This is a genomic window from Leptospira hartskeerlii, from assembly GCF_002811475.1.
GTDB lineage: Bacteria > Spirochaetota > Leptospiria > Leptospirales > Leptospiraceae > Leptospira_B > Leptospira_B hartskeerlii.
The window spans coordinates 458,753-479,437 of the sequence record NZ_NPDL01000002.1 but is presented as its reverse complement, the minus strand read 5'-3'; the positions used below and the strand labels follow the sequence as shown (position 1 = coordinate 479,437).

9 protein-coding genes are annotated in these 20,685 nt (G+C 43.7%); 2 read left to right on the top strand and 7 right to left on the bottom strand.

The window, feature by feature from the left end:
* Positions 1 to 35: 35 nt before the first annotated feature.
* The 3 genes from CH352_RS05135 to CH352_RS05125 form a co-directional block, all read right to left on the bottom strand.
* Positions 36 to 9,896: a TIGR04388 family protein gene (locus tag CH352_RS05135; protein ID WP_125169465.1), complete on the bottom strand. Its 9,861-nt coding sequence runs from the start codon at positions 9,894 to 9,896 to the stop codon at positions 36 to 38.
* 26 nt (positions 9,897 to 9,922) lie between these two features.
* Entirely contained in the window at positions 9,923 to 10,393 is a 471-nt protein-coding gene (locus CH352_RS05130; RefSeq protein ID WP_165780142.1) for an Lcl C-terminal domain-containing protein, read from the bottom strand.
* A 116-nt stretch (positions 10,394 to 10,509) separates the two neighbouring features.
* Entirely contained in the window at positions 10,510 to 13,191 is a 2,682-nt protein-coding gene (locus tag CH352_RS05125; protein ID WP_243396211.1) for an Lcl domain-containing protein, read from the bottom strand.
* A 307-nt stretch (positions 13,192 to 13,498) separates the two neighbouring features.
* Here CH352_RS05125 and CH352_RS05120 point away from each other — a divergent pair, with 307 nt between their 5' ends.
* Positions 13,499 to 14,038 (top strand): hypothetical protein, encoded by a 540-nt coding sequence (locus tag CH352_RS05120; RefSeq protein ID WP_100705368.1) that lies wholly within the window; start codon positions 13,499 to 13,501, stop codon positions 14,036 to 14,038.
* A 172-nt stretch (positions 14,039 to 14,210) separates the two neighbouring features.
* Here the strand turns inward: CH352_RS05120 and CH352_RS19245 are convergent, their stop codons facing one another.
* Positions 14,211 to 14,537: a GIY-YIG nuclease family protein gene (locus CH352_RS19245; RefSeq protein WP_100705369.1), complete on the bottom strand. Its 327-nt coding sequence runs from the start codon at positions 14,535 to 14,537 to the stop codon at positions 14,211 to 14,213.
* 349 nt (positions 14,538 to 14,886) lie between these two features.
* Here CH352_RS19245 and CH352_RS05110 point away from each other — a divergent pair, with 349 nt between their 5' ends.
* The gene (locus CH352_RS05110; RefSeq protein WP_125169466.1) at positions 14,887 to 15,831 is read left to right on the top strand and encodes a hypothetical protein; all 945 of its coding nucleotides are present in this window, start codon (positions 14,887 to 14,889) and stop codon (positions 15,829 to 15,831) included.
* Between the two features lie 229 nt (positions 15,832 to 16,060).
* Here CH352_RS05110 and CH352_RS05105 read toward each other — a convergent pair whose 3' ends face one another.
* The 3 genes from CH352_RS05105 to CH352_RS05095 all read right to left on the bottom strand — a co-directional run bounded on the left by CH352_RS05105 (position 16,061) and on the right by CH352_RS05095 (position 20,683).
* Positions 16,061 to 16,750 (bottom strand): hypothetical protein, encoded by a 690-nt coding sequence (locus tag CH352_RS05105; RefSeq protein ID WP_100705371.1) that lies wholly within the window; start codon positions 16,748 to 16,750, stop codon positions 16,061 to 16,063.
* Between the two features lie 2 nt (positions 16,751 to 16,752).
* On the bottom strand, positions 16,753 to 17,580 hold the full coding sequence (locus CH352_RS05100; RefSeq protein WP_100705372.1) for an MORN repeat-containing protein: 828 nt from the start codon (positions 17,578 to 17,580) through the stop codon (positions 16,753 to 16,755).
* 169 nt (positions 17,581 to 17,749) lie between these two features.
* A complete protein-coding gene (locus CH352_RS05095) occupies positions 17,750 to 20,683 on the bottom strand; it encodes an efflux RND transporter permease subunit (RefSeq protein ID WP_100705373.1) in 2,934 nt (977 codons plus the stop codon).
* Between the last annotated feature and the right edge of the window lie 2 nt (positions 20,684 to 20,685).

Here is a 20,685-nt window from a genome sequence, read left to right as displayed (position 1 = left end):
TCATGTAAATAGCTTTTATCCGCAATTGGTTTTTATCACTTCTTAGGTTTATAGTAGAAAATTCCCCAGATTCCTTTTGCCTTTTGATCATCGATATCCCAATGCAAGATTTCAGGAATCCCGTTTGTCCGACTCGTGTTGTTATTAAAGTCATACATGACGCCATTTATTTTACGGCTCAGCCAATAATGGTTAGGTCCGAATTTTTCGTTAGTATCGCCATAAATCTGGACTGTTGTGTTATCTGGAATCTCTTCCAGAGTAGTACCGGCTTGATCATAACCTAACAATCTCTCTAAGAAATTAAAACGAAGTGGATTCGTTACCCCAGTCAGAGTATCTTTACCATTTGCCCCTTTCTTAAGGGCAATCGTATCCATGTCGTTTCGAATTACATTTCCACTGATATCCTCTCTTTTATTTATGCTCATGTTGTAGCCCTTCATTCCGTTCTGGTCCAACACGGGAGCAGAGTTTCCACCAAAGGCAACGTCACCGTTTCTAAATTTATGAATTAAGAATTCCCCAAATTTTGATTGAGTTAGGTTACTATCAACAGTGTGAGCATACCCATTATACACTTTACAAATTGCGGAAGCGATATCATTACCCAATTGTTGAGAAGTCTTATCAGAAAATACCCATTCTTTAATTTTAAAGAACTCTTCAATTCTAGCCGGATACTTTTCTTTCTGGATTTTCCCTTTCAAATCTATCTTTTTAGATGAATCAATCATAGGATCTTCATCAATTTTCTTCATTCTCTCAGCACGCTCAGAGTTTATTTTATCATATTGCGTTTGTAACTCTGGTGATAATTTAAACTTTTCCTTACCGGCAACTCTTAAAGTTTCAATAATAAGTGCACTTTGTACAGACATGCCCCCATTAGCAACTTGATTCAATATGGAGTTATCGCTTAGTTTACTTAACCTTTCTACATGAGGATCCAGCTTTAAATATTCTTCTTGCTTGACTTTGAACTCAGAATCTTTCGCGTCTATTTTTCGCTCTAAGCTGGTAATTTTTTCTTTATCATTCCCAGCTTTCGCTTCTCGTAGCTCTATTGCTAATAATTGGAGATCAGAAACAATCGACTTAACTTCAGCACCAAGAGTGTTGAGATGCTCCCGCTGCTTAGGGGTTAGTTCTCGTAGCTCAATTGGCGTATTAAAGACATTATCAACAGCTCTATTAAAATTCTCACGTGACATGCTAGGGTTCAATTTACCGTTCGCATCCACCAATGGCATATGTAATCTTTCTTTAGCTCGTTGGACATCCATTGCACTAGGCATGCCTTCTTCGCCTATACGAGCAAGCGACTTCATATTTATCTCAGGCTCTGACGGCTTGATAACATGCTTTTCTTCTTCTTTAGTCTTTGCTACTAATATAGGATCATCCGTATTCAGATTTTTGTAATCACCGGCAAAAGCATTCGTTTTATCTAACGAGTTGCCAATAGAATTTAAAAGAATCTCACCCTTTAAAGCTGATGCAAGCTCGGAGTCGTAAGTTCGGAGTTTCTTCAACAATTCCGCTTCTTTCGCCGGCATATTTTTATACGATTTCTCTAACTGTTTAGAAACTTCATTTTCTCGAGCTGAGCTAAGCTCACTAATTTGCTTTTCAAGAGAAATCGCAGATTCGCCCCTCGTAGTCGATTTCTCTTGAAGCAATTTCCCGATCTTCTTATCATACTCTACTACCTCCTTCGAGTAAATAGCTTCACTAAGAGCCATTGAGGCAGATCGACCTTTCTCAATTGGAGTCGACTCAATTTTCCTTGCCAGTTCCGTTAAACGATTCTTTCTACCATTCTCCGAATTAACGTATTCTTGTTTAAGATTATCTCGAGAGTTTTCCAAAGTCTTTAATTCTTTGGTTAACGATGAAGTTCTGTCTTTATCACCCTTAGCTAAAGTTAGTTCATCATTCTTTCTTTGGATTTCCACAACCTTAGCATCATATTTTGTGTGCAGTTCTTCACTTTTCTTTTGATGGTCGGTATAAATTTTATCATCTTTTGCAAGAAGTTCGGCTGTATTCTTGCGTTCTTCGATATCTAGTTCCTTTACTAAACGTTGCCTTTCTGAGATTTTATCATCATATTTCTTTCGCAACTCATCAGGCAAATTATCTTTCAGCTTCTCATATAGTTTAACGTTTTCTTTAAACCTTTGAGATCCCTCTGCTATCTCGTAAGCTGCACGATTCTGATAATCCTTACCGGCATACATTGGAACATTCTTATCGAAATTCGCATTCTTGAATGCCTTCGCTTCTTTTAATAAAGCAGTATATTCCTTGTTAGTACCGAACTTATCATTCGCATAACTCAACATCTTATCAAAATGTTGCTCGATAGCCTCGCGGTTCATAGACTTCTCGATCTTAATACGTGCGTCCACAGCTTCTATTTTCTTATTCGCTGCCGCTATCTTCTCCTGATGTCCCTCTATATCTAACCTGGTCTTTCCATGGCCAAAATATTCAGACCAAGCATTACCCCAGTTCTTCTTAGGCTCTGCTACGCTCATCTGAGGACTCTCTTTGCCGGATTGCTTTAAGAGAAATTGACCAAAGGAGGTCTCCTGTACTTTGCTACGATCATGAAATGGGACATCCTTCAACGATGTCTTCGCCCAATCTTGGATCCTCTTACGCTCAGCTATCGTAAAACCTTTCGATGGGTCGACATTTTTCACCAGTTCTATAATTTCATGGAGACCAGGTACATTCTTAGCTACCTGCGCTAATTCCTTTTGGACTCTCTCTATGATTTGTTTATTCTGATTTACTGCTACTCTGACCTGCAATTCGCTCTCGCCTTTCGCAGTTACATAACTTCCGCGCTCTGCTTCAGAGATCGCGTTCGTTCTATCAAATCTCTCAACTAAGTTATTACCTTCTTGGCGAAGATGACTCAACTCAGGATCTCCTCCTTTGCTATTGAGCCAACCACCTTCTTTGTTAACTGTCTTAAATTTATCTAATATCTCTCGGGCTCCAACGGTAAGCATCGTATCATCCTTCGGATAATTATGCACTAGCAACCCGGCCCTCGTCACAAAGTAGCTATGATCTCCCTCTACCTCGATGTTATACACCTTCTCTGGGTGGATCACTCTCTCTATCTTTGCAATCCCTGCAGTTCCTTCATATAACTCATTCCAAGGTGTAGTTGTTGCCTTATTATTTAGCGCTGCTAGTGAGATACTCATTTGAGATCTGCTGCTCATCTCTTGTAGTATAGCTGCATTACGAATACTAGATACTGTTACCGATCTCTGTTCTGGACTTAAGAACTTAGCCTTTGTCCAACCCTCTCCTTTGATATAGAATGGGTGATTCCAGGTGGTCTCTACTTCCGTTCCATTTGTATACGTGATCTTGTAGATTGCTGGTACATCATGGATGAATGTCTCTGTGACCTTATTGTAGGAGAGTTGCCCTGTCTTCTCGTTATGAGATAATACATAGTCTCCTACTTTTAACTTTTCGATGGAGGTGAATCCTTCTTTCGTTCTGATTAAAGTCCCTGCTACAAAGCATGTATCAAACTCTAACTGGCCTTTCTCATTCACTCGGATTTGGCCTGTATCGCTCATTCCAAAGACTAATTTTGCTTCACCTTTGATTCCAGACCAAATCTTCTCAAACACGCCTTCTGCTGATTTATTTCCGAGAACTGCTTCTGTTGGAGTACCTTCTAAACCGATTTTTGCTAACGCATCTGATGTCTTTTGGATCTCTGCCTTGAATTTCTCATTCCCATCCCTTTGAGATACTATCTCCGCTTTATGCTCTTGGTATTTCTGGAGTAGCTGTTCTCCTTTTCCGCTCTGCAAATACTCATGTACCTGCTCACGACTCATCACTCCATTCGCTACTAAATGTTCTGACACTCCTGTAATGATTGGCTCTAAGGCTGTCCCTCTATGTTCTCCTGCATGCTCTTGTGCTATTGAGTTATTATAATCTCTTTGGAAATTTTCGTTTGCTTCTATTTTTCCAAACTTATGCGTCTCTGTATTGTAGGATAACGACCAGGTATCTGCTCCTCTATATTGTGCACTTCCTCGGATCGTTCCATCATTCGAATAGTTTAAGGTTCCACCGAGGCCATTCGCATTATGGGAACGATTGCTATTACTATAATTATAAAATGCTCCTATACTAGCCGAGCCTGTGCTGCTTGCTGATCCTGTTAGGCCTATATGATTATTTCCATTTGGATTAAAATCATATCCTCCATTGACTGAGTAGCCCCCGTTTCCTGCACTATAATCAAATCCTATAAACGTTCCTTGTTTGACTGATCCTTTTCCGTCGAAATTATAATTTATATTCAGATCGATTCCGGAACCGGGGGTAAAACTCACTCCTCCATTCACATTTCCTAATGTGCCTGTCAGGCCTCCTCCCCAGCCTCCTGCTCTCGCATCTTCTCCGAGTAAAATATCCCCGTTTTGATGCGGAGTCCAGGATACATAGCCTGTAACTGGCCATTCTTTAAGTGCTGTAGCAACACTCAATACTCCGTTTACAAAACCGGCTACAGCCCCATTCGTTCCTCCGTCCTTATAACCGAAATATGTTTGGGCTCCTATATCTACTGCTGCGGCCCCATATTTAATCATATCCGCCACATCAACAAGCTTATCAAGGTATGTCGAAATTTCTGCTGCAGTTGTTAGTTCCTCTGTATAACCCAAGAATTCTCCTGCTTCGATGAGTAGATCCATGAGTACTCCCGAGCCTGCTCCTCCGGATCCTGCAGTAATCAATACAGAGGCTGCCAGTTCCACTGCCATCTCTGCCTGCTGCTCTCTTGCTTCCTTCTCTTGTTTTTTCTGTTCCTTATGATCGAAGTATGCCTTTAAAACTTGGCTAAACATTTCTTGTTGTTCAGGAGGCCCGCTCGGATCTAACATTTTGCCTAACGCGTCAAAGACTAATTCTCTTTCTTGCTCTTTGAACCAATGTTTATCTATGCTTCCTTGATGGGTCTTTGCTTCGAACGCCGATCCGGAAACATCGTCCGACCAATCCTTGGTTTGTTTATAAAAATATTTAGTGTCTTCCTTAGACAATAGACCTGTATCTCTGAATATATCCGCTACTGTGGTCAAGATACCCCGGCCAAGCTGCGTAGTCATTTTCAAGAGTCCACCCTTGAACGCCTGACGATCCAAATACGTTAATCCGGTCCCTATGCCTAGAGTTAATATCGTCTCTGTATCCTGTAATTTTCTCAGATCTGCCTTGGCTTGTTGTCGTATAACGTAGTTCCCTACTAGGTCCGAGATCTGTGCGATCTGAGCGTCGCTCCAACCGTTCGCATGTCCATACAGGCTCACTTCAGTTTTTGCAAGTTCCGATTTATCTGCATGCCAGACTTTCTGAGCGTCCTTATACTCTCTCATCTTAGTCGCATCTATATTCTGGCGTAGAGAATTATCTAGACGTTTCTCGTCTGCATTTGTGATCAGATGCAAATCTCTAAGACCTTCTCCTGCTAACTTTGCGAAAGCACCCACTCCCTCGGCTGCGATACCGCCAACGTCACTTGCAACCAATTTCAATTGCCCTTCTACTCTACCCAAAGAGAATAATGATGATGTCTCTCCGAATTCTCGATCCGCTTGCTTATTCTTCACATAATCGTAAGCGAATCTTTCCATCTGGCCGATCTCATCTTGAGTCCAGCCATGTTGTTTTCCGTATTGACCCACTGCGAACACTGCAGTCTGTGCTTGGTCCTCTTTCCAGAGTTTGATCGCGTCCTTATCGTCCTTAAGCTTGATATCGTTGATTGCGTAGCGAAGGTTCTCGCCGAATTCCTTCTCTTCTCGTTTGGAAATTACATGAACATTTCTTAAATATCTAGCGTTAGCTTCTGCGAAAGCCCCTACACCTTCCATGATCGGACCTTCTATAGAAGCAGCAAGAGAATTGACCATCCCCTCAAGCCTGCTGATGGAAAACATAGAGCCTCTCATCCCGAGTTCCATCTTTGCATCTCTCTGTCTCAGATAATCCACTGCCAGTTGGGAAGCCAATTGGATAGTTTGTGAGTCCCAGTTCTGGGACTTACCATACTCAGTTACAGCCAAACCGTATACTTGGTAGCGATCGTCTTTCCATTGACTTAAAGCCTGCAGATCGTCTTTATAAAAAAGACCTCCCGCAATTTTATAAACGAGGTCACCACCTAAACCTAGATTATTCTTCATGAAATTCAAACCGTTATGGTTCAAAGTATGCTGAGCTTCTTTATAAGCCATATGATCTAAAAGACCGCCGGAAAGAAAAGCCGCGACCTCCGGAGACATATCGAAAGTTTTTACAAGGAACGTAGTGATAGCATTTTGCACGAATTGATGAGCTTCATGCGCCATAAACTCTTGGGTGGTTGCCCCTCCAAAGACCATCATGGAAACAAAATCTGCGACAAAATTCGCATTCTGCGCTTGTTGGGCTGCCGAATTCGAGGCCATTGTTGCGTTCATATTATTATGCATATCCGCAGCCCGCAGATCCGCCATGATCGCACTCGTATAACCGTTATTAACGAAAAAGTCGTTCATGCTCGCAAAACTTCTACCGATTGCGGCGCTAATTCGATCCCCCGCCTCTTTGCTCGAATCAAAAACGTTACCTAGAGAAGATCCCCCAAAACCCAAACCGAAAGCGGAAGGAGCCTTAATAGTCAAATGTTCTAAAGTCTGTTGGAAACAATAATCTCCCGCGTTAGTCGCATTTCCATTTTGACAAAGACTCGCTTTTCCGTTATAGATCTTCTCGTCTGCGACCAGATCCCCGTTCTCATCCACATGAACATTAGAATATTTTAAAGTAGTATAACTGCCGCATTTATCTGCGTCCAAATTTTGACCGCAAATGCTTGTAATATAATTTCCCAGTTCGGTGGCTCCGCCTGTTCCGCAATCAGCAGCGGCAACCCCGCCCGTACAAGCACTACAATTTGCTCCATTCGCATCACAATGAACAAAATTCCCGTTCTGATTGATAAGGTAAGTTTTACCTTCCACTTCCTTGGCGGAATAATCCCCATGTTGTCTCAAAAGTTCACTTTGACCGTTTTGGGTAAAAGTCCTTTCATGAGCCAAAGAATCCGCCAATTGTTGCATATAATTGGCTCTGCTATTCAAAAGAGCGTTATTCGTCGAAGACAAAAGAGTAAGATTCGTAGCTCCTGAAACAGCGGATTGGAAAGAATTACTAAAAGATGCTAAAAGACCGAAATTCGGTAACCCGCTATTCGGATCCACCTCGCCTATCTTACTTATAAGCGAACTAAAAAGACCGGAAGAATCCAAAGTAGCCGACTCTGAGATCTCCTTGCCCGAACTATTCGCATGTAACTTTAGATTTCCCAAAATTTCTTGGGCTAAAAATCCCGCGTTCGACTGGTCTTGACCGTCTCTCAATTTATTATTCGCAGTGGTAAAATCCGAATTCGCTTCCTTTTGCAAAGAGTTCATCTGTGCAAGCCAAGCCGTCTCACTGCTCTGCAATTGTTGCAACTGAGCGATATAGTCCTGCTGTGCCTGAGCCAAAAGACTAGTCTCTGTCTGTTGCCAAGCAGCATACTGAGCCTCAAAAGAACTCACCTGACCGGTCCAATTCAAGATAGCAGGCAAAACATTCTGAGCCCAATTGTACGAAAAACTTTGTAACTGCAGATTCAGATCCTGCCAGGTAGTAGCATCCGCATGTGCATTATTATCCACCGTAGTATAGGAAGTGGTGACTTTTATCCTGTCCTCCCAGGACAAAACAGGAGCTGCTCCATAATAGATCCCAAAAACTCCCCAGTTCTGGATCTCCGTATAATTATAAAAATTGCCGTCCGCCTGTCCCCAAGTATGATTCTCGCTAAACTTCTGTCCATAGGCCTCTCCCACATACCAAGGATCAGCAGTTATAAACAAAGTTACAGTATTGATAGTAAACGGAAAAGGAGAACAACCCGCCCAATCGTGACAAGTAGACAGATCACCATTGTATGCCTCTAAATCCGTTCCCACAGTCGAAACGGAAGTGATGGTTGTCCCAGGAGACAAACCCGCCAGACTACCCAACAAACAAGCCGGATCTGAGTCTGGTGAACCAGAACTACAGGAACCGACAAGGCCCGCAGAATATGTATTCATCAACCAATTCGCAAATTCTTCCGAAGTCACTTGGCCAGTCAAAAGACCGATCACCTCCATTGCCAAACCGCTTGCACCAGAATGGTCTTGACTCAATAAACCAGATAAGCTAATCGAAGTATCGATCGTATGGGTTTGTGGAGTGAGCCCTGTTTGGTAGGCGGTCACCTGATTCTGAGCGATCGCCTGCTCATTCTGTAAAAAATTCGACATCGCAGTCGCAGCATAAACAAGAGAAGCATCCATACTCTGGATTTGACAGGTATCCTGGCTTGAACTTGTACTAGGACAAACCACGCATGACGTATCTCCCGCCGGACAAGAATTCGCGTAATACAAACCCGTCAGTGCACTCGAATTCGTCGCATCCACAATCGCCTGATAACAAACATCTCCCGCCGGACACCCCCCGCCCACTGCCGAAGGGACTTGTCCCGAGCTTGCCGAGGGAATAAACTTTGACTGAGTACTATCGTACCAACCGATCACACAATTGCTGGAATCCGACAAACAACTCTGAGGATAAGAAAGCATCTCTGCAGTCGTTTGGTCAAAGATCGCGTATGTGGATTTACCGTTAATGATCGCATTCTCTATACTATTGATCAGATTCTGAAAAGTCTGACCGTCCGTATTCAAAGAAGTATGGATAGAAACTGTAGGATGACTCGAATTCGCGCTGCAATCATGATTGGTTGGACAACTAGGGTTCAAATATGCATGACTCACATTATCATAACGTAACTGCACGCAAGTGTCTCCGCTGCTACAGCTGGAAACGAATTGATGACTAGTCGAATCGTAAGTATAATCCGTACAATTTCCCGAACTACAAGTAGGGACCACATACCCGTTTGCAGTTGTATCGTACAAAGTACTCACTGAATTCCAAAATAGATCGTTTCCATTCAGGAATTGTTGGTACCCGTCCATTGTGGACTTCACCTGTTCCTTAATATTATTCTGATACGATTGGATCTGGGCAAGATTTGCCTGATACTGAGCTTCCGTATTATTGATTTGGGTCAAAAGATCCTGGTAATTAGAAGTCAAAGACTGTAAAGCCTGCTCGTAATTCCAAAGACCGTTAGACAAATTCGAATTGAATTGGGCGTACCATTGTTGCTCCAATTGCAAAAGAGAAGTTTGAGCGTTCGTCAAAAAGCTAGTATCCGAATTAGAACCTGAACTTACGGTCGGATTATTTCCATTGATCAGATCCGAAAACTCTTGGTCGAATTGGCTCTTTAAATTCGCAACTTGAGCCGCATTTCCGCTATAATACGTATCTATAAAAGTATTTCTCTGAGCCTCAATAGATGCCTCTGCAGCAACCTGCCAGGTCGAAAGAAAAGCGGCAGCCTGGCTCTCCATAGAATCGTACACATAATTTTTATAATCCTGAACACTCTGAAAACTATCCTGAGTATTGATCCCTGCAACTGCCGCTTGGATCTGAGCCTGGACCTGTGCCTGCCATTCCGATTGCAAAATAGAATAACTTTGCAGAATAAAAGAATCCCAATGAGTCACATCCTGCATCGAATTAGCGACCGAATAAGAACCCTGCAATTGCTGTTGCCAATACGGACTAAAACTCTGCACATTCAGATCAGGCACACTCACCGATTGTGAATTGGCACCGTCCGAAAATGGAAAGATCGCTCCGAAAAGTACACATGCTAAGAATAGAGTCTTCAATCGATTCATTCGGAAAACACCTTTGATATATTTGTTCAAGGATAAACGTTAGTTACGCATCTAAGATAATAATTATTCACTTTGGCCGAAGTATGATAGATATACCCGTAATAAAAATTCACTGTCCAAGCGTAGTTCGAATCCGCTCCGTACGAAGTGCTGGACCAAAAGAAATCCGGAATACCAGAAGAACTAGCCGCCGCCCCCGGATCAAAAATACCGTCCAAAGCGGGATTGTATTGGGATCGTTCCACCAAAGACTTTAATTCTGCGATGGTGGGAGTCCTCCAATTCGAACCGTAATACTTACAAAGACTCTTATTCTTCACCTGGTTCCAAGTGACCGCGTAAGCATTTATATACGGGGTAGTAGGAGCAGGAGTCGGGACCTTACATTGAGAAGTAGAGGTAGAAGTATCCCATTTCATCGGATAAATACATTTCTGCCAATACAAACCGGTAGACTTATCTTGGATCACATTTGCATCCGAAGAATTCACTTGCACAAACCTAGTTGGTCCTGCTTGAATCTCCGAAACGCTCAAAAAACAAAAAACTAGGAAAATAGAAAATCCTATACGCCCAAGACTTTTATATTGTAAAAAATCGAACATAAAAACCTTCAATGAGCCTTAGGCACTCCTGAAACGCATCTCACCTTATACAAACTAGTGTTCAGATTGAAATATGTATCCGGATCCAAAAATCCTACGAACCAAGCGTTAGTCGGATTCGCAGTAAACAAAGTGGAAGACCAAAACGGGACGGCGGAAAAATTCGTAAACTTAGCCAAAGTAACAGTCGGATAACTGTTATCGGATAGATATAACGACAAAGTTTCTAGTTCCTGAACGCTCGGAACCCTCCAATTCGTAAGCCCCGCATAACCTGCTCCCGAATTTTGGATATTCAAACTAGAACATTGATTTAGTGCATCGTAATAACTGTAAGAACCCGACTGTTCCGAACTTTTCCATTTCAAACCGGTAACCGCATCCGCAGTCACAAGATCGCTCGGAAAAGAAGCGGACAATGCCACCGGACCGGAGCCGTAATTTCTCGCTACCCCTAAACCGATACTTGCGTCATCCGAATTTGTTTTGAATACTGTAAACCCGTACCCATAAGCGGAGGAATAAGTGGTGGTCATAAACGACAGGACCACGTCCGCACCGAGCGCAATCCCGGTGATATCCTTCATACTCCCCTGCAAAATTTTCCAACGGATCAAAGCATTCTCCGGGAAATACACCCAAGGCAATACCGCAACAACTGTATCCGGCTGATTGCTATCCCAACGGAAGGAAAGATTTGTAATATCCAAAGTCTTCCAAGTGCTACCATCGTACGCCTCAAATACCATACTAGGACTAAAATTCGGATCCATCGGCTCGTTAAACACAACAGTGATAGTCCCAAGAGTAGGATCCACACCTGTATAACCTCCCGTCGGGATCGTAGAAGTGACCTGAGGAGGAAGAGTATCCTTCCAAATAGGAGTAGTCGCACTCGCATAATGAGGCTGATTGGTCTGATTTGACACGCAGATAAGTACCATGTTTTTACCCACGGTGAAATTCAGATTATCTAACACCGTAGTCACAGCTACTGCCGCCTGTATCTCCGACCCAGTAGGAGTACTACTTGCAGAAACTACATTCCCGCTCTTAAACGCAGTCGCCGATCCCGTCGGAGCAGAACCGTTATTACACTCACAATCCGATTGGCTCGAATAACTTGTCCCTGAATTACCTTGATACACTGTAGAGCCGCTTGAATTTGTAGAGCTACTGCAATTATTCCCGCCTAACAGTACCTTATACGCGGCACCATTACCCGAAAATTGCCAAGTAATGCTTTGATTTGAACTCGCATTCACAGCCTTGGAAGAAGGAGAAAAAGAATTAAACGTGATAGTGGCAAGAGACTCATCTATCGTAAACACAGCGGACTGAACGGAACTGGTCAAATTCCCAGCAGGGTCCCTCGCTAAAAACCGAATGGTAGTGGTTTGAGAAAGAGAGATCGGAGTCGCAGAATTATACAAAATTCCGTTCCCCACAGTCCCGGTCGCCGAATTGATAGTCGGATTCGAATTGTCCAACGTATATACCACGCTATAACCGTTGGAAGTCCCGCTATTATCGCTATAAACAAGCTGCACGCTAACTGGAGAAGTCCCATATGCCCCCGCTCCAGGAGAAGCGGTCAACGTAGGAGGTGTATCGTCTCTAGTGATAGAAATGCTTGTCCTACCCGTAAGCCCCGCGGTAACACAAATATAAAGTGTATTTAAACCCACAGACAACTGACTTGCCTGTACGTAAGATGTATTATTAGCGTTAGCCGAAACAACCCCGGAATCGATCACATTTCCGTCACTGCAACCGGTCCCGCCCTGACGAACCGAATAAGAACCCGATTGATTCGATCTCCAAGAGAAACTAGAAAGATTTACCGCGCCCGAATTCGTACTCACATAATTCGAGGAGAAAGCCGTCGAGATAGTAACGTTAGGCACATTATGATTGATTTGATAAACCGCAGTACCTACATTACCGATCCTTCCCGCCAAATCCCTACATCGGTACTGGACAGTATAATCCCCATCCCCACTCCCACCCACGGTAAAACCGGTAGAAGGCGGATTCGCAATATGACCGTTTATCGGACTGAAACTAGGAGTAGTACCGTCTAACGTGTAAGCGATATTGCCCGGAGCAAGATTATCCGCACATGTAACTGTAACAGTCTGAGCCCCACCATAAATACCCGCCGGGGGAGAAACACTAACGCTCGGAGCAGTTACATCGCTTCCCAAAAGAGCTAAAATAGGATTGTCCACCACGCCGTCGCCGTTCGTATCAAATCCAAGCCCTGGACGGACCAAAACCTGGTTCCCTCCACAATTGATGCCCGTGCTCAAAGTCAACGATCCATCCGAATGATAGCAGATATAATAATCCACAGTACCATCACCGTTCACATCCACAGCGTAAGGTGATGTGCTCGAACCTTGGTACAAAAAGATCAAATTCGGGACGCCATTACCTTCCGTAGCAAAACCAAGAGTACTTCCCAAATTACCCGGGTCCAAAATCGTCCCGTTACCCGCGCTACCGGAATTTCCGTTCAGGTTGACTGAATCCCCGACGGAAAAAGAAAAAGACCCCGTATATGGAGGAAGAATTCCACCTCCCCCACCTACACTAGTCCCCAATTCCACAAGAAAATTCTCTATAGCAGCTAAAACTTTATAATCCGCAGAATGTGGACCGCATTGAACCAAAAAAATAAAAAGCAAGCATGCCCTGAGCCTGTCGAAGGGAAATGAAAAATGGCGAAATGAATATCTCACAGTTGCGTTAAACCCGATTGGTTCCCCCGACAAAGGAGGGGGCTCTCCCAAGAAAGGAAGACTACTGTCAAACTAACGTAAGATAAAAATGAGAGAAACAATTTTTGTGACAAGAAATGGATCTTTTTGTGAAAAACGATTCCTTATTCCACATAGGATAAGTGTTTCTTGCAAAACTAAGTTATTTCCTTATTTTTAATAGACGAATACGACCGATTATGTTGGTTTGTCCATGAGGGAGCGACCTATATATATGAAAAAAATCTTACTTACCAAACTTTCTATCCTTTTAGTAGCAATTTCTTTATTCACCAACTGCCCCGGAGACAAAGGGGACGACACCTTAAACAACCTGACCACCCTTTACACCTTAGATCCGGGAATTTTCGGCGGTTGTGTCTTCGTTTATTATGGAGCGAAATCCGTATATCCTGCAGTAACTGCAACCAAAGGTGGTGGCCCTGTTAACATAGAGGTTAAAAATTCTAGCGGAGCAAATTACATGGGCTTCGTACTCATGCCCAACCTGCAAGTAGGAGATGTGATCACCGTCGGTCTACCCGCTACGGATACGATTTCATTCAGAGCCTATAAAGGTGAATGTCCCTTCTCTACAACTACTGGCCAAATAAATATGCCTGCAACAACCTCCGATATCGATCCCGGAATGGTAGGTGACCAAACCGATGACGGAACTACATACACCGTTCAAATCGCAGGCGACTACATAGTAAAATATGACCTGATCGGCGCCCCAGACCCCAACTACCACATCACCCTCGAGATCCAATAATCCCTCGATTCGCTTCGCTCACTCGGGACAAAGCCCCTGTCCTGAGAAAGCGAAGCTTGCCGAAGGACTCGTGCTGAGCTTGCCCCGAGCATGTCCTGAGCGTTAGCGAAGGGCCTGTCGAGGGGCCTGCCCCGAGTTAATCGAAGGGCCTGCCGAAGCATCGACAATAAACTCAGTCCGAGTGGGCTCGCCCCGAGCTAGTCCTGAGCGTTAGCGAAGGGCTAGTCGAGGGGCGAGACAACTCAGAAAGCAATTTAAAATCACCTTGGATCAACGATATCTTCTTAGCACGACTCCAATTTTTAATTTGCCGTTCGCGACGAAAAGCCTCCTCCGCAACAGAGAATACTTCAAAATAAATTAAACAAACAGGCCTACGCACCTTAGTGTATAAGGAACCAATACCTGCGTTATGTTCATACAAACGCCTATCTAAATCACAAGTACAACCAGTATAAAAAGACAGATCGGAACAAAGAAGAATGTAAACGAAGGACATGAAGAGAAAACAAAAAGCCTAAAACAGAACGCAATAAAAAACCCAACAACAACCCGGAATAACAATTCCCCTCGCTCCGCTCGGGGCAAGCCCCTTGTGCTGAGAAAGCGAAGCGCACCGAAGGACTTCAATAAACTCAGCCCGAGGGACTCGTCCCGAGCGAGCGAAGCGAGTCGAGGGAAATAAAAATTGATTTCCCTTCCCATCAATATACAACAACACTCGTCCTGAGAAAGCGAAGCGCACCGAAGGACTTGCCCTGAGCCTGCCGAAGGGCAATCGAGGGACTTCAATAAACTCAGCCCGAGGGACTCGTCCCGAGCGAGCGAAGCGAGTCGAGGGAAAAAACATGATCCGAAATACCAACCTCTTCTCACTTCTAACGTTATCCCTCTTGTCCTGCTATCATCCCAACTCGGAACTACCAAACCCTCTACCCATCTCCAAACCCGAAGCTCTCAAAATAGAATGGAAACTGATCCGTCCGAGTGCCTACACGCAACAAACCTTTTCCCCCATGTTGGACCAGGGCGGTAAAACCCTATTCAACCAATGGACCTCATCCCCCATCACCTGGGAAGAAGCGCAACTATTCCAAAAAACCCTTACCCCAAACCTACCAAAAGAGGGACTCGTCCCGAGCGAGCGAAGCGAGTCGAGGGACGAGGGAACTTCAACAACCCCACCCCGAGGGGCTCGCCCCGAGCCTGCCAAAGGAGCTCGCCCCGAGCCTGTCGAGGGGGTCAAAGCGATCGCCGTCCCGATCGGCTCACTCTTAGCGGACGAAAAAGGTGGTCTCTTAGAATTCGTAGTATTCGTACAAAGTAAAAAAGGAGAATGCCAGGATAGATTTTCCGTCCAACTCACAACCTTCACCCGCTCTTCCAAAGACATTCTAAAAATCTTATGGATGGGAGCTGCACATCGGATCCCTTATTCAGTAAGCAAATGCCTGGACGATAACGACGATCCTCATATCAAAACACTCGCCCGTCATAGTTTTTATCCAACTTACCATGCATTCCCATTCACTTACATTGCGAATTTTTTCACTACGGATCCACACGTCCTAACGGTGAATTATTACAGTACGTTAGACGAGGCTATTTCGAAACTACCGGCTACGATCCGTTATTCCTTCTGTGCCAGACTCGCCGCTTCATCATCCGGCTCCGTCCGCTGTATTGCATCCCAAACGAACACCACTCCTCCCATCCTCTGGAAAGACCATATCCGCAAACCCACACCCTCCGAACTGACCAAAGAGATCACTACCGAACCGAGCCTGCCCTGAGGCTTCGACAGGCTCAGCCCAAGAACCTGTCCCGAGCGAGCGAAGCGCACCGAGGGGCTTCGACAGGCTCAGCCCAAGAACTTGTCCCGAGCGAGCGAAGCGAGTCGAGGGGCTTCGACAAGCTCAGCCCAAGAACTTGTCCCGAGCGAGCGAAGCGAGTCGAGGGGCTTCGACAACCCTCCCCCCATGTAGGCTTGCCCCGAGCATGTCGAGGGGCGAGGGGCGAGGGCTACAAACTAGAAATTATAAAAGTCGCAAACAAAAAGAACGGCAAAAACCAAGTGATCAAAGCCCTACCCAAATTTTGACCGAAAACCTTTCTGCACATTCTAACGTAAAAAACGGACTGCACAATAATGGATCCGAAAAAGAAAATCCCGTTCAGGCTCAAGAATAATACCATAGAGAACGGGTCCTTCTTAAAAGAGTTCGGAACTATATTAAAAAGAACTAATATAGGATAAAACGCTAAAAGAACATAAAGACTGGTGGAAAATGCGATTCCCAAGATCCTACGAAACGATCTTTCTCCTTCTCCCAAAACCCAAAGAGCAAAATAACTAAGACTCGCAAAATAGAATTGGAAGATCAGAAAAAGCACGGCAAGCATGAAAATGCTATTCGGAAATGAATTCATCAAGTAAAGAGTAAAAGAAACCTTTCCCTGATCGTAGAGTTCCCTCATTCGATTTCCGTACTCTACTAAATATGCCGCGTTCGTCAAAGAGACCAGTAGATTAAACACAACATAGGTCCCTAAAAACAAAAGAAAGGCTCTAAAAACTCCTCTAAAAAATTCCTTCGGAGTTTCTTTCAAAATAGTTTCCGGATAAAGATTATAATGAAGATTTTTCTTAAATGCTCTCGTATAAAAATTATCCCGAACAAGTTCCTTTAATCTTTCTAGTATTCGATTCATGATCAATTGCCTTTCTTCTTTTTAATTGCCTTACTAGTGTGTTTATCCTGAGCCTGCCGAAGGACCTGCCCAGAGCCCGTCGAAGAGCCCGCCCCGAGCTTGTCCTGAGCGATAGCGAAGGGCTTGTCGAGGGGTCCTAAAACCTTTCGATCATTTTCCCACATTCCTTTGAACAAAACGATCCCGCCTGGAGCGACCAAAACCCCAAAGCCATGTCTCATACCTGCTTTCCAACTTCCTAAATACTTGGAACCGTCAGAATAGATAAACACTCCCTCTCCATCGTAAATAGAACCTTTCTGATAATAACCTACAAACTTACGCGAGCCAGGCAGACTCAACACGCCCTGGCCCTGTGGACGATCTCCGATCCAAGAACCCTCTAACGTGCTTCCGTCCGCCCATTTGAAAACTCCTACGCCTTCTTTTTTATTGAAGGTAAAATCTCCCACATATTCGGTACCGTTAGGATAAACATATTTCCCTTTACCGTGTTTCATTCCACGGAACCAGCTGCCCTGATAATAATCTCCCTTTTGACTCCAAAAGGCTCCAAAACCTTGAGGCTTAGAATCCACAAAGGTCCCTTGATAAATATCTCCGTTACGGAATTGGATCTTAGAAAGACTATCCTTACAATTTCCTTCTAAACATGTAGCATCGTCAAAGATCCGGAAATATGCTCCGACCAGAAAAAGAAGTACCGCAAAAGAACCCAAACTCCTTTTCCAAGAAAACGGAGTATAAAAAGCGACTACCTTCTTAAACACGAAAGATTCTCGAATGAACGAAACTAATTTATTAAAAAAATCAAATATCTTTATGATCACGCCTCACCTACTTTCCGGAAACTAAACGAAACTTCATTAATAAAATCTAAAATTACAACAATCATATTCAATTCCTTGTCCCGAGCGAGCGAAGCGAGTCGAGGGGCTTGTCCCGAGCGCTTCGGCAAGCTCAGCGCAAGCTTGTCCAGGGACTTCGATAAACTCAGCCCTAGGGAGACCCGTCCTGAGCCTGCCGAAGGACGAGTCGAGGGGGGCCAGAGAGAATGTACGGCAAAGCCTTAGTAGTTATGAAAAGAGAACAACTATAACCTACGATTATAGTGAGCTCGAACTCCATCAAAAACCTTCCCCCTTCCCTCGCAAAAACGATTTGAGGAATACACAAAGCCAAGATCCCGAAAATCGCAGATCTCTTCCTAAACCCCGACCCGATCGCTTCTCCCGTTTTAAGTATCCTCATAACGTGAAAACACGAAATCGAGATCGTCAACAGCAACCCCAAATAGATCGGCAAGGACAAAGTCCCAAAAACCAGACTCATTGCCGAAAGAGTGATAAAAAAAGGCAATACCGCAGTAAACAAAACTGCAAACGGTTCCTTAAACGATTCGAAATAAGAAGCGAGTACCATATAGATCAAAACCAAAGAAAAGCAAATAACACCGTAAAGACGGTTCTCCGTTTCCCAAATTTTCTCCATACTCCTGCCCGGCTCGATATAATAATTTTCAGGAAGATCTTTCTCCAACTCCTGCACTATATTAGATTTAACTGAAATATAGGAACCGCTAGTAAGTCGCAAAGAAAAGGACAATACCCTTTTCTTATTTTTACGAAATACTTTAGTGGGGGAATGAGATTCTTTTTGAGTAGTCACTTCCGGGATCGGCACATACTTACCGACTTGGTTTTTCACGACGAATCTTTCCAAACTTTGTTTCGAATTGCGAAACTCTTTCAATGCCCTTAATCTTATATCCAGCTCTCTATGATCTTCCACATACTTTGAGATAACCGAGCCTTGGATTGCCGTTTTCAAAAAGCCTGCAATCTCCGCATTATTTAAGGAAGCACCGGAAGCCTTATTATTATTCAGAGAAAGTTCTAATTCATCCCTCGGCGATTTATAATTCAAAACTACGTCGCCGACTCCAGGAATTTTCGAAGCTTTTCCCGCAGCGTTCTTAGCAAGCTCGTCTAACTTGTCTAGATCGTCTCCCAGAATATCGATCCGAATATCTTTGAATTTCGAATTTTCCGATTCTCTCGAAAAATAACAAAAAGCTGGGCTGATATCCCCTATGGAGGCTCTGACATTCTGAATGAATTTATCCCCGTCAATTTTAGATTCGTCTATAGTGATCACAAGAAACGCATGTCCAGGGTCGATCTTCGAAGTGATTTCCGCAAAGCCCTCCGCCTCGGCGATCTTACTCTCTACTTTTTTCACAACCTCGTTCGTCTGAGGAAAATTAAAACCGGACGGAAATTCTACAAAACCCAGAATTCTTTTGTTCTCTATGGAATAAAACAATTCCTTCTCGCTTTTCACTAGCCTAAACAGACCGAATAACAAAACTATAATATACAATCCCCAGAAAACCCTTTCCGAAACATTCCAATTGAAACGGAACGGACTTGAGAAATTCGAATTTAGAACATCCGAATTCTTGTAAAAATCGGGGACCGAAACGTAAGAACCGATAAGTAATGCTCGAATGCGTCCGATAACGAAATGCAAAGGTAAAAAAAGAAAATACGAACAAGACAAATACAATACGATGAATAACCCAAGTCTCATCGTGGATTGTCCCGTATCCGGATCCAAATAATATAACGGCAAACAAAGAGAAAGAACGATCACCACTAAGGAAAAGAAATCTCCTATAGTGTTCTGCAGGGAAAAAACTCCCTCATCCTTCGAGAGAGACTGATAAACTATCAGCCAAAGCGCAAAGCCTACGATAACGGAACACGCGATAACTATATCGAAGTCTATCTTAGATATAAAAAGGACGAATTCCACCAAAAAGAAGTTCAGTGGCAATTGACAAAAAAGAGTAATGTAATTCTCATCTCTACCTCTCCTTCTTCTCCAATACCAAAATCCGCCCAAAAGTAATGCTCCGACAAAAAAGCAAATTATAATATTCTGATATGTCTTACGAATAGACTCGGACTGATCGTAAACAACGTTAAAATGAACATCCGGAAGGACCAACTCTTCCAACTTCTGCCGAATAGATGAGGCGATTTGAAGCGTATTTCCGAGCGAGGATTTATAAACGAAAACGCTCACAGTTTCCTTTCCGTTGATCCTAGAAGAGCTTTCCTCGTCTCTATAAGCGAAAGAAACCTCCGCAAAATCCTCCAAAAAGAAAATTCTTCCCAACTCCTTCGAATGGAAAGGTTGCTTTTGAAGATCTCTCAAACTGGAATATTTACCGAAAACTTTCAATTGGACCTTCCGGCCCGATTTTTCTACAGCTCCGATGGAGGCATCCTTGTTATTATGTTGGACCGCTTCTTGGATATCTTCCAATCCGAGGCCGTAAGCTCTTAATTTTTGAAGGTCACAGCCGATCAAAACTTCTCGGACCTTACCACCCGAAGAGGAGATTTTACTCACTCCCTCCACATTCTCTAGATACCTACGCACTTCGTTGTCCGCGATACTTCTTAAAATTGCAAAATCGAACTTCTGACTTTCGACAGAAAGGATCATCACCGGTCTTTGATCGGGATCGTACTGCAACACTAACGGCTTATGGACTTCTCTCGGAAAATTACTCGAGACCATATCGATCCTTTCCCGGATCTCCAAACTCTTTAGATCGATATTGATTCCTTTACGAAATTCTAAATTGATTTCCGTCTTACCTCTCTCGGCATAAGAACGGATCTCTTCTATCCCGCCTACCCCGGAAACCGCTTCCTCCAAGGGAACAGTCAAAAGTTCCTCCACAAGCAAAACATCCGCGCCTGGATACTCGACCGAAATGGTCAAACCTGGATACTCCATCGTCGGGAATAGAGTGATCGGAACTTGAAAAAAAGCTAAAAACCCGAAAAGCAAAAATCCGGAAAAAAGCATACTCATACTCAGGATGTGCTCTCTAAAAAAGACTTTTAGATCGGTCATAA

Coding starts and splice junctions, on each gene's coding strand:
- CH352_RS05135 (WP_125169465.1), bottom strand. CDS start 9,896: ATGAATCGATTGAAGACTCTATTCTTAGCATGTGTACTTTTCGGAGCG.
- CH352_RS05120 (WP_100705368.1), top strand. CDS start 13,499: ATGAAAAAAATCTTACTTACCAAACTTTCTATCCTTTTAGTAGCAATT.
- CH352_RS19245 (WP_100705369.1), bottom strand. CDS start 14,537: ATGTCCTTCGTTTACATTCTTCTTTGTTCCGATCTGTCTTTTTATACT.
- CH352_RS05110 (WP_125169466.1), top strand. CDS start 14,887: ATGATCCGAAATACCAACCTCTTCTCACTTCTAACGTTATCCCTCTTG.
- CH352_RS05105 (WP_100705371.1), bottom strand. CDS start 16,750: ATGAATCGAATACTAGAAAGATTAAAGGAACTTGTTCGGGATAATTTT.
- CH352_RS05095 (WP_100705373.1), bottom strand. CDS start 20,683: ATGACCGATCTAAAAGTCTTTTTTAGAGAGCACATCCTGAGTATGAGT.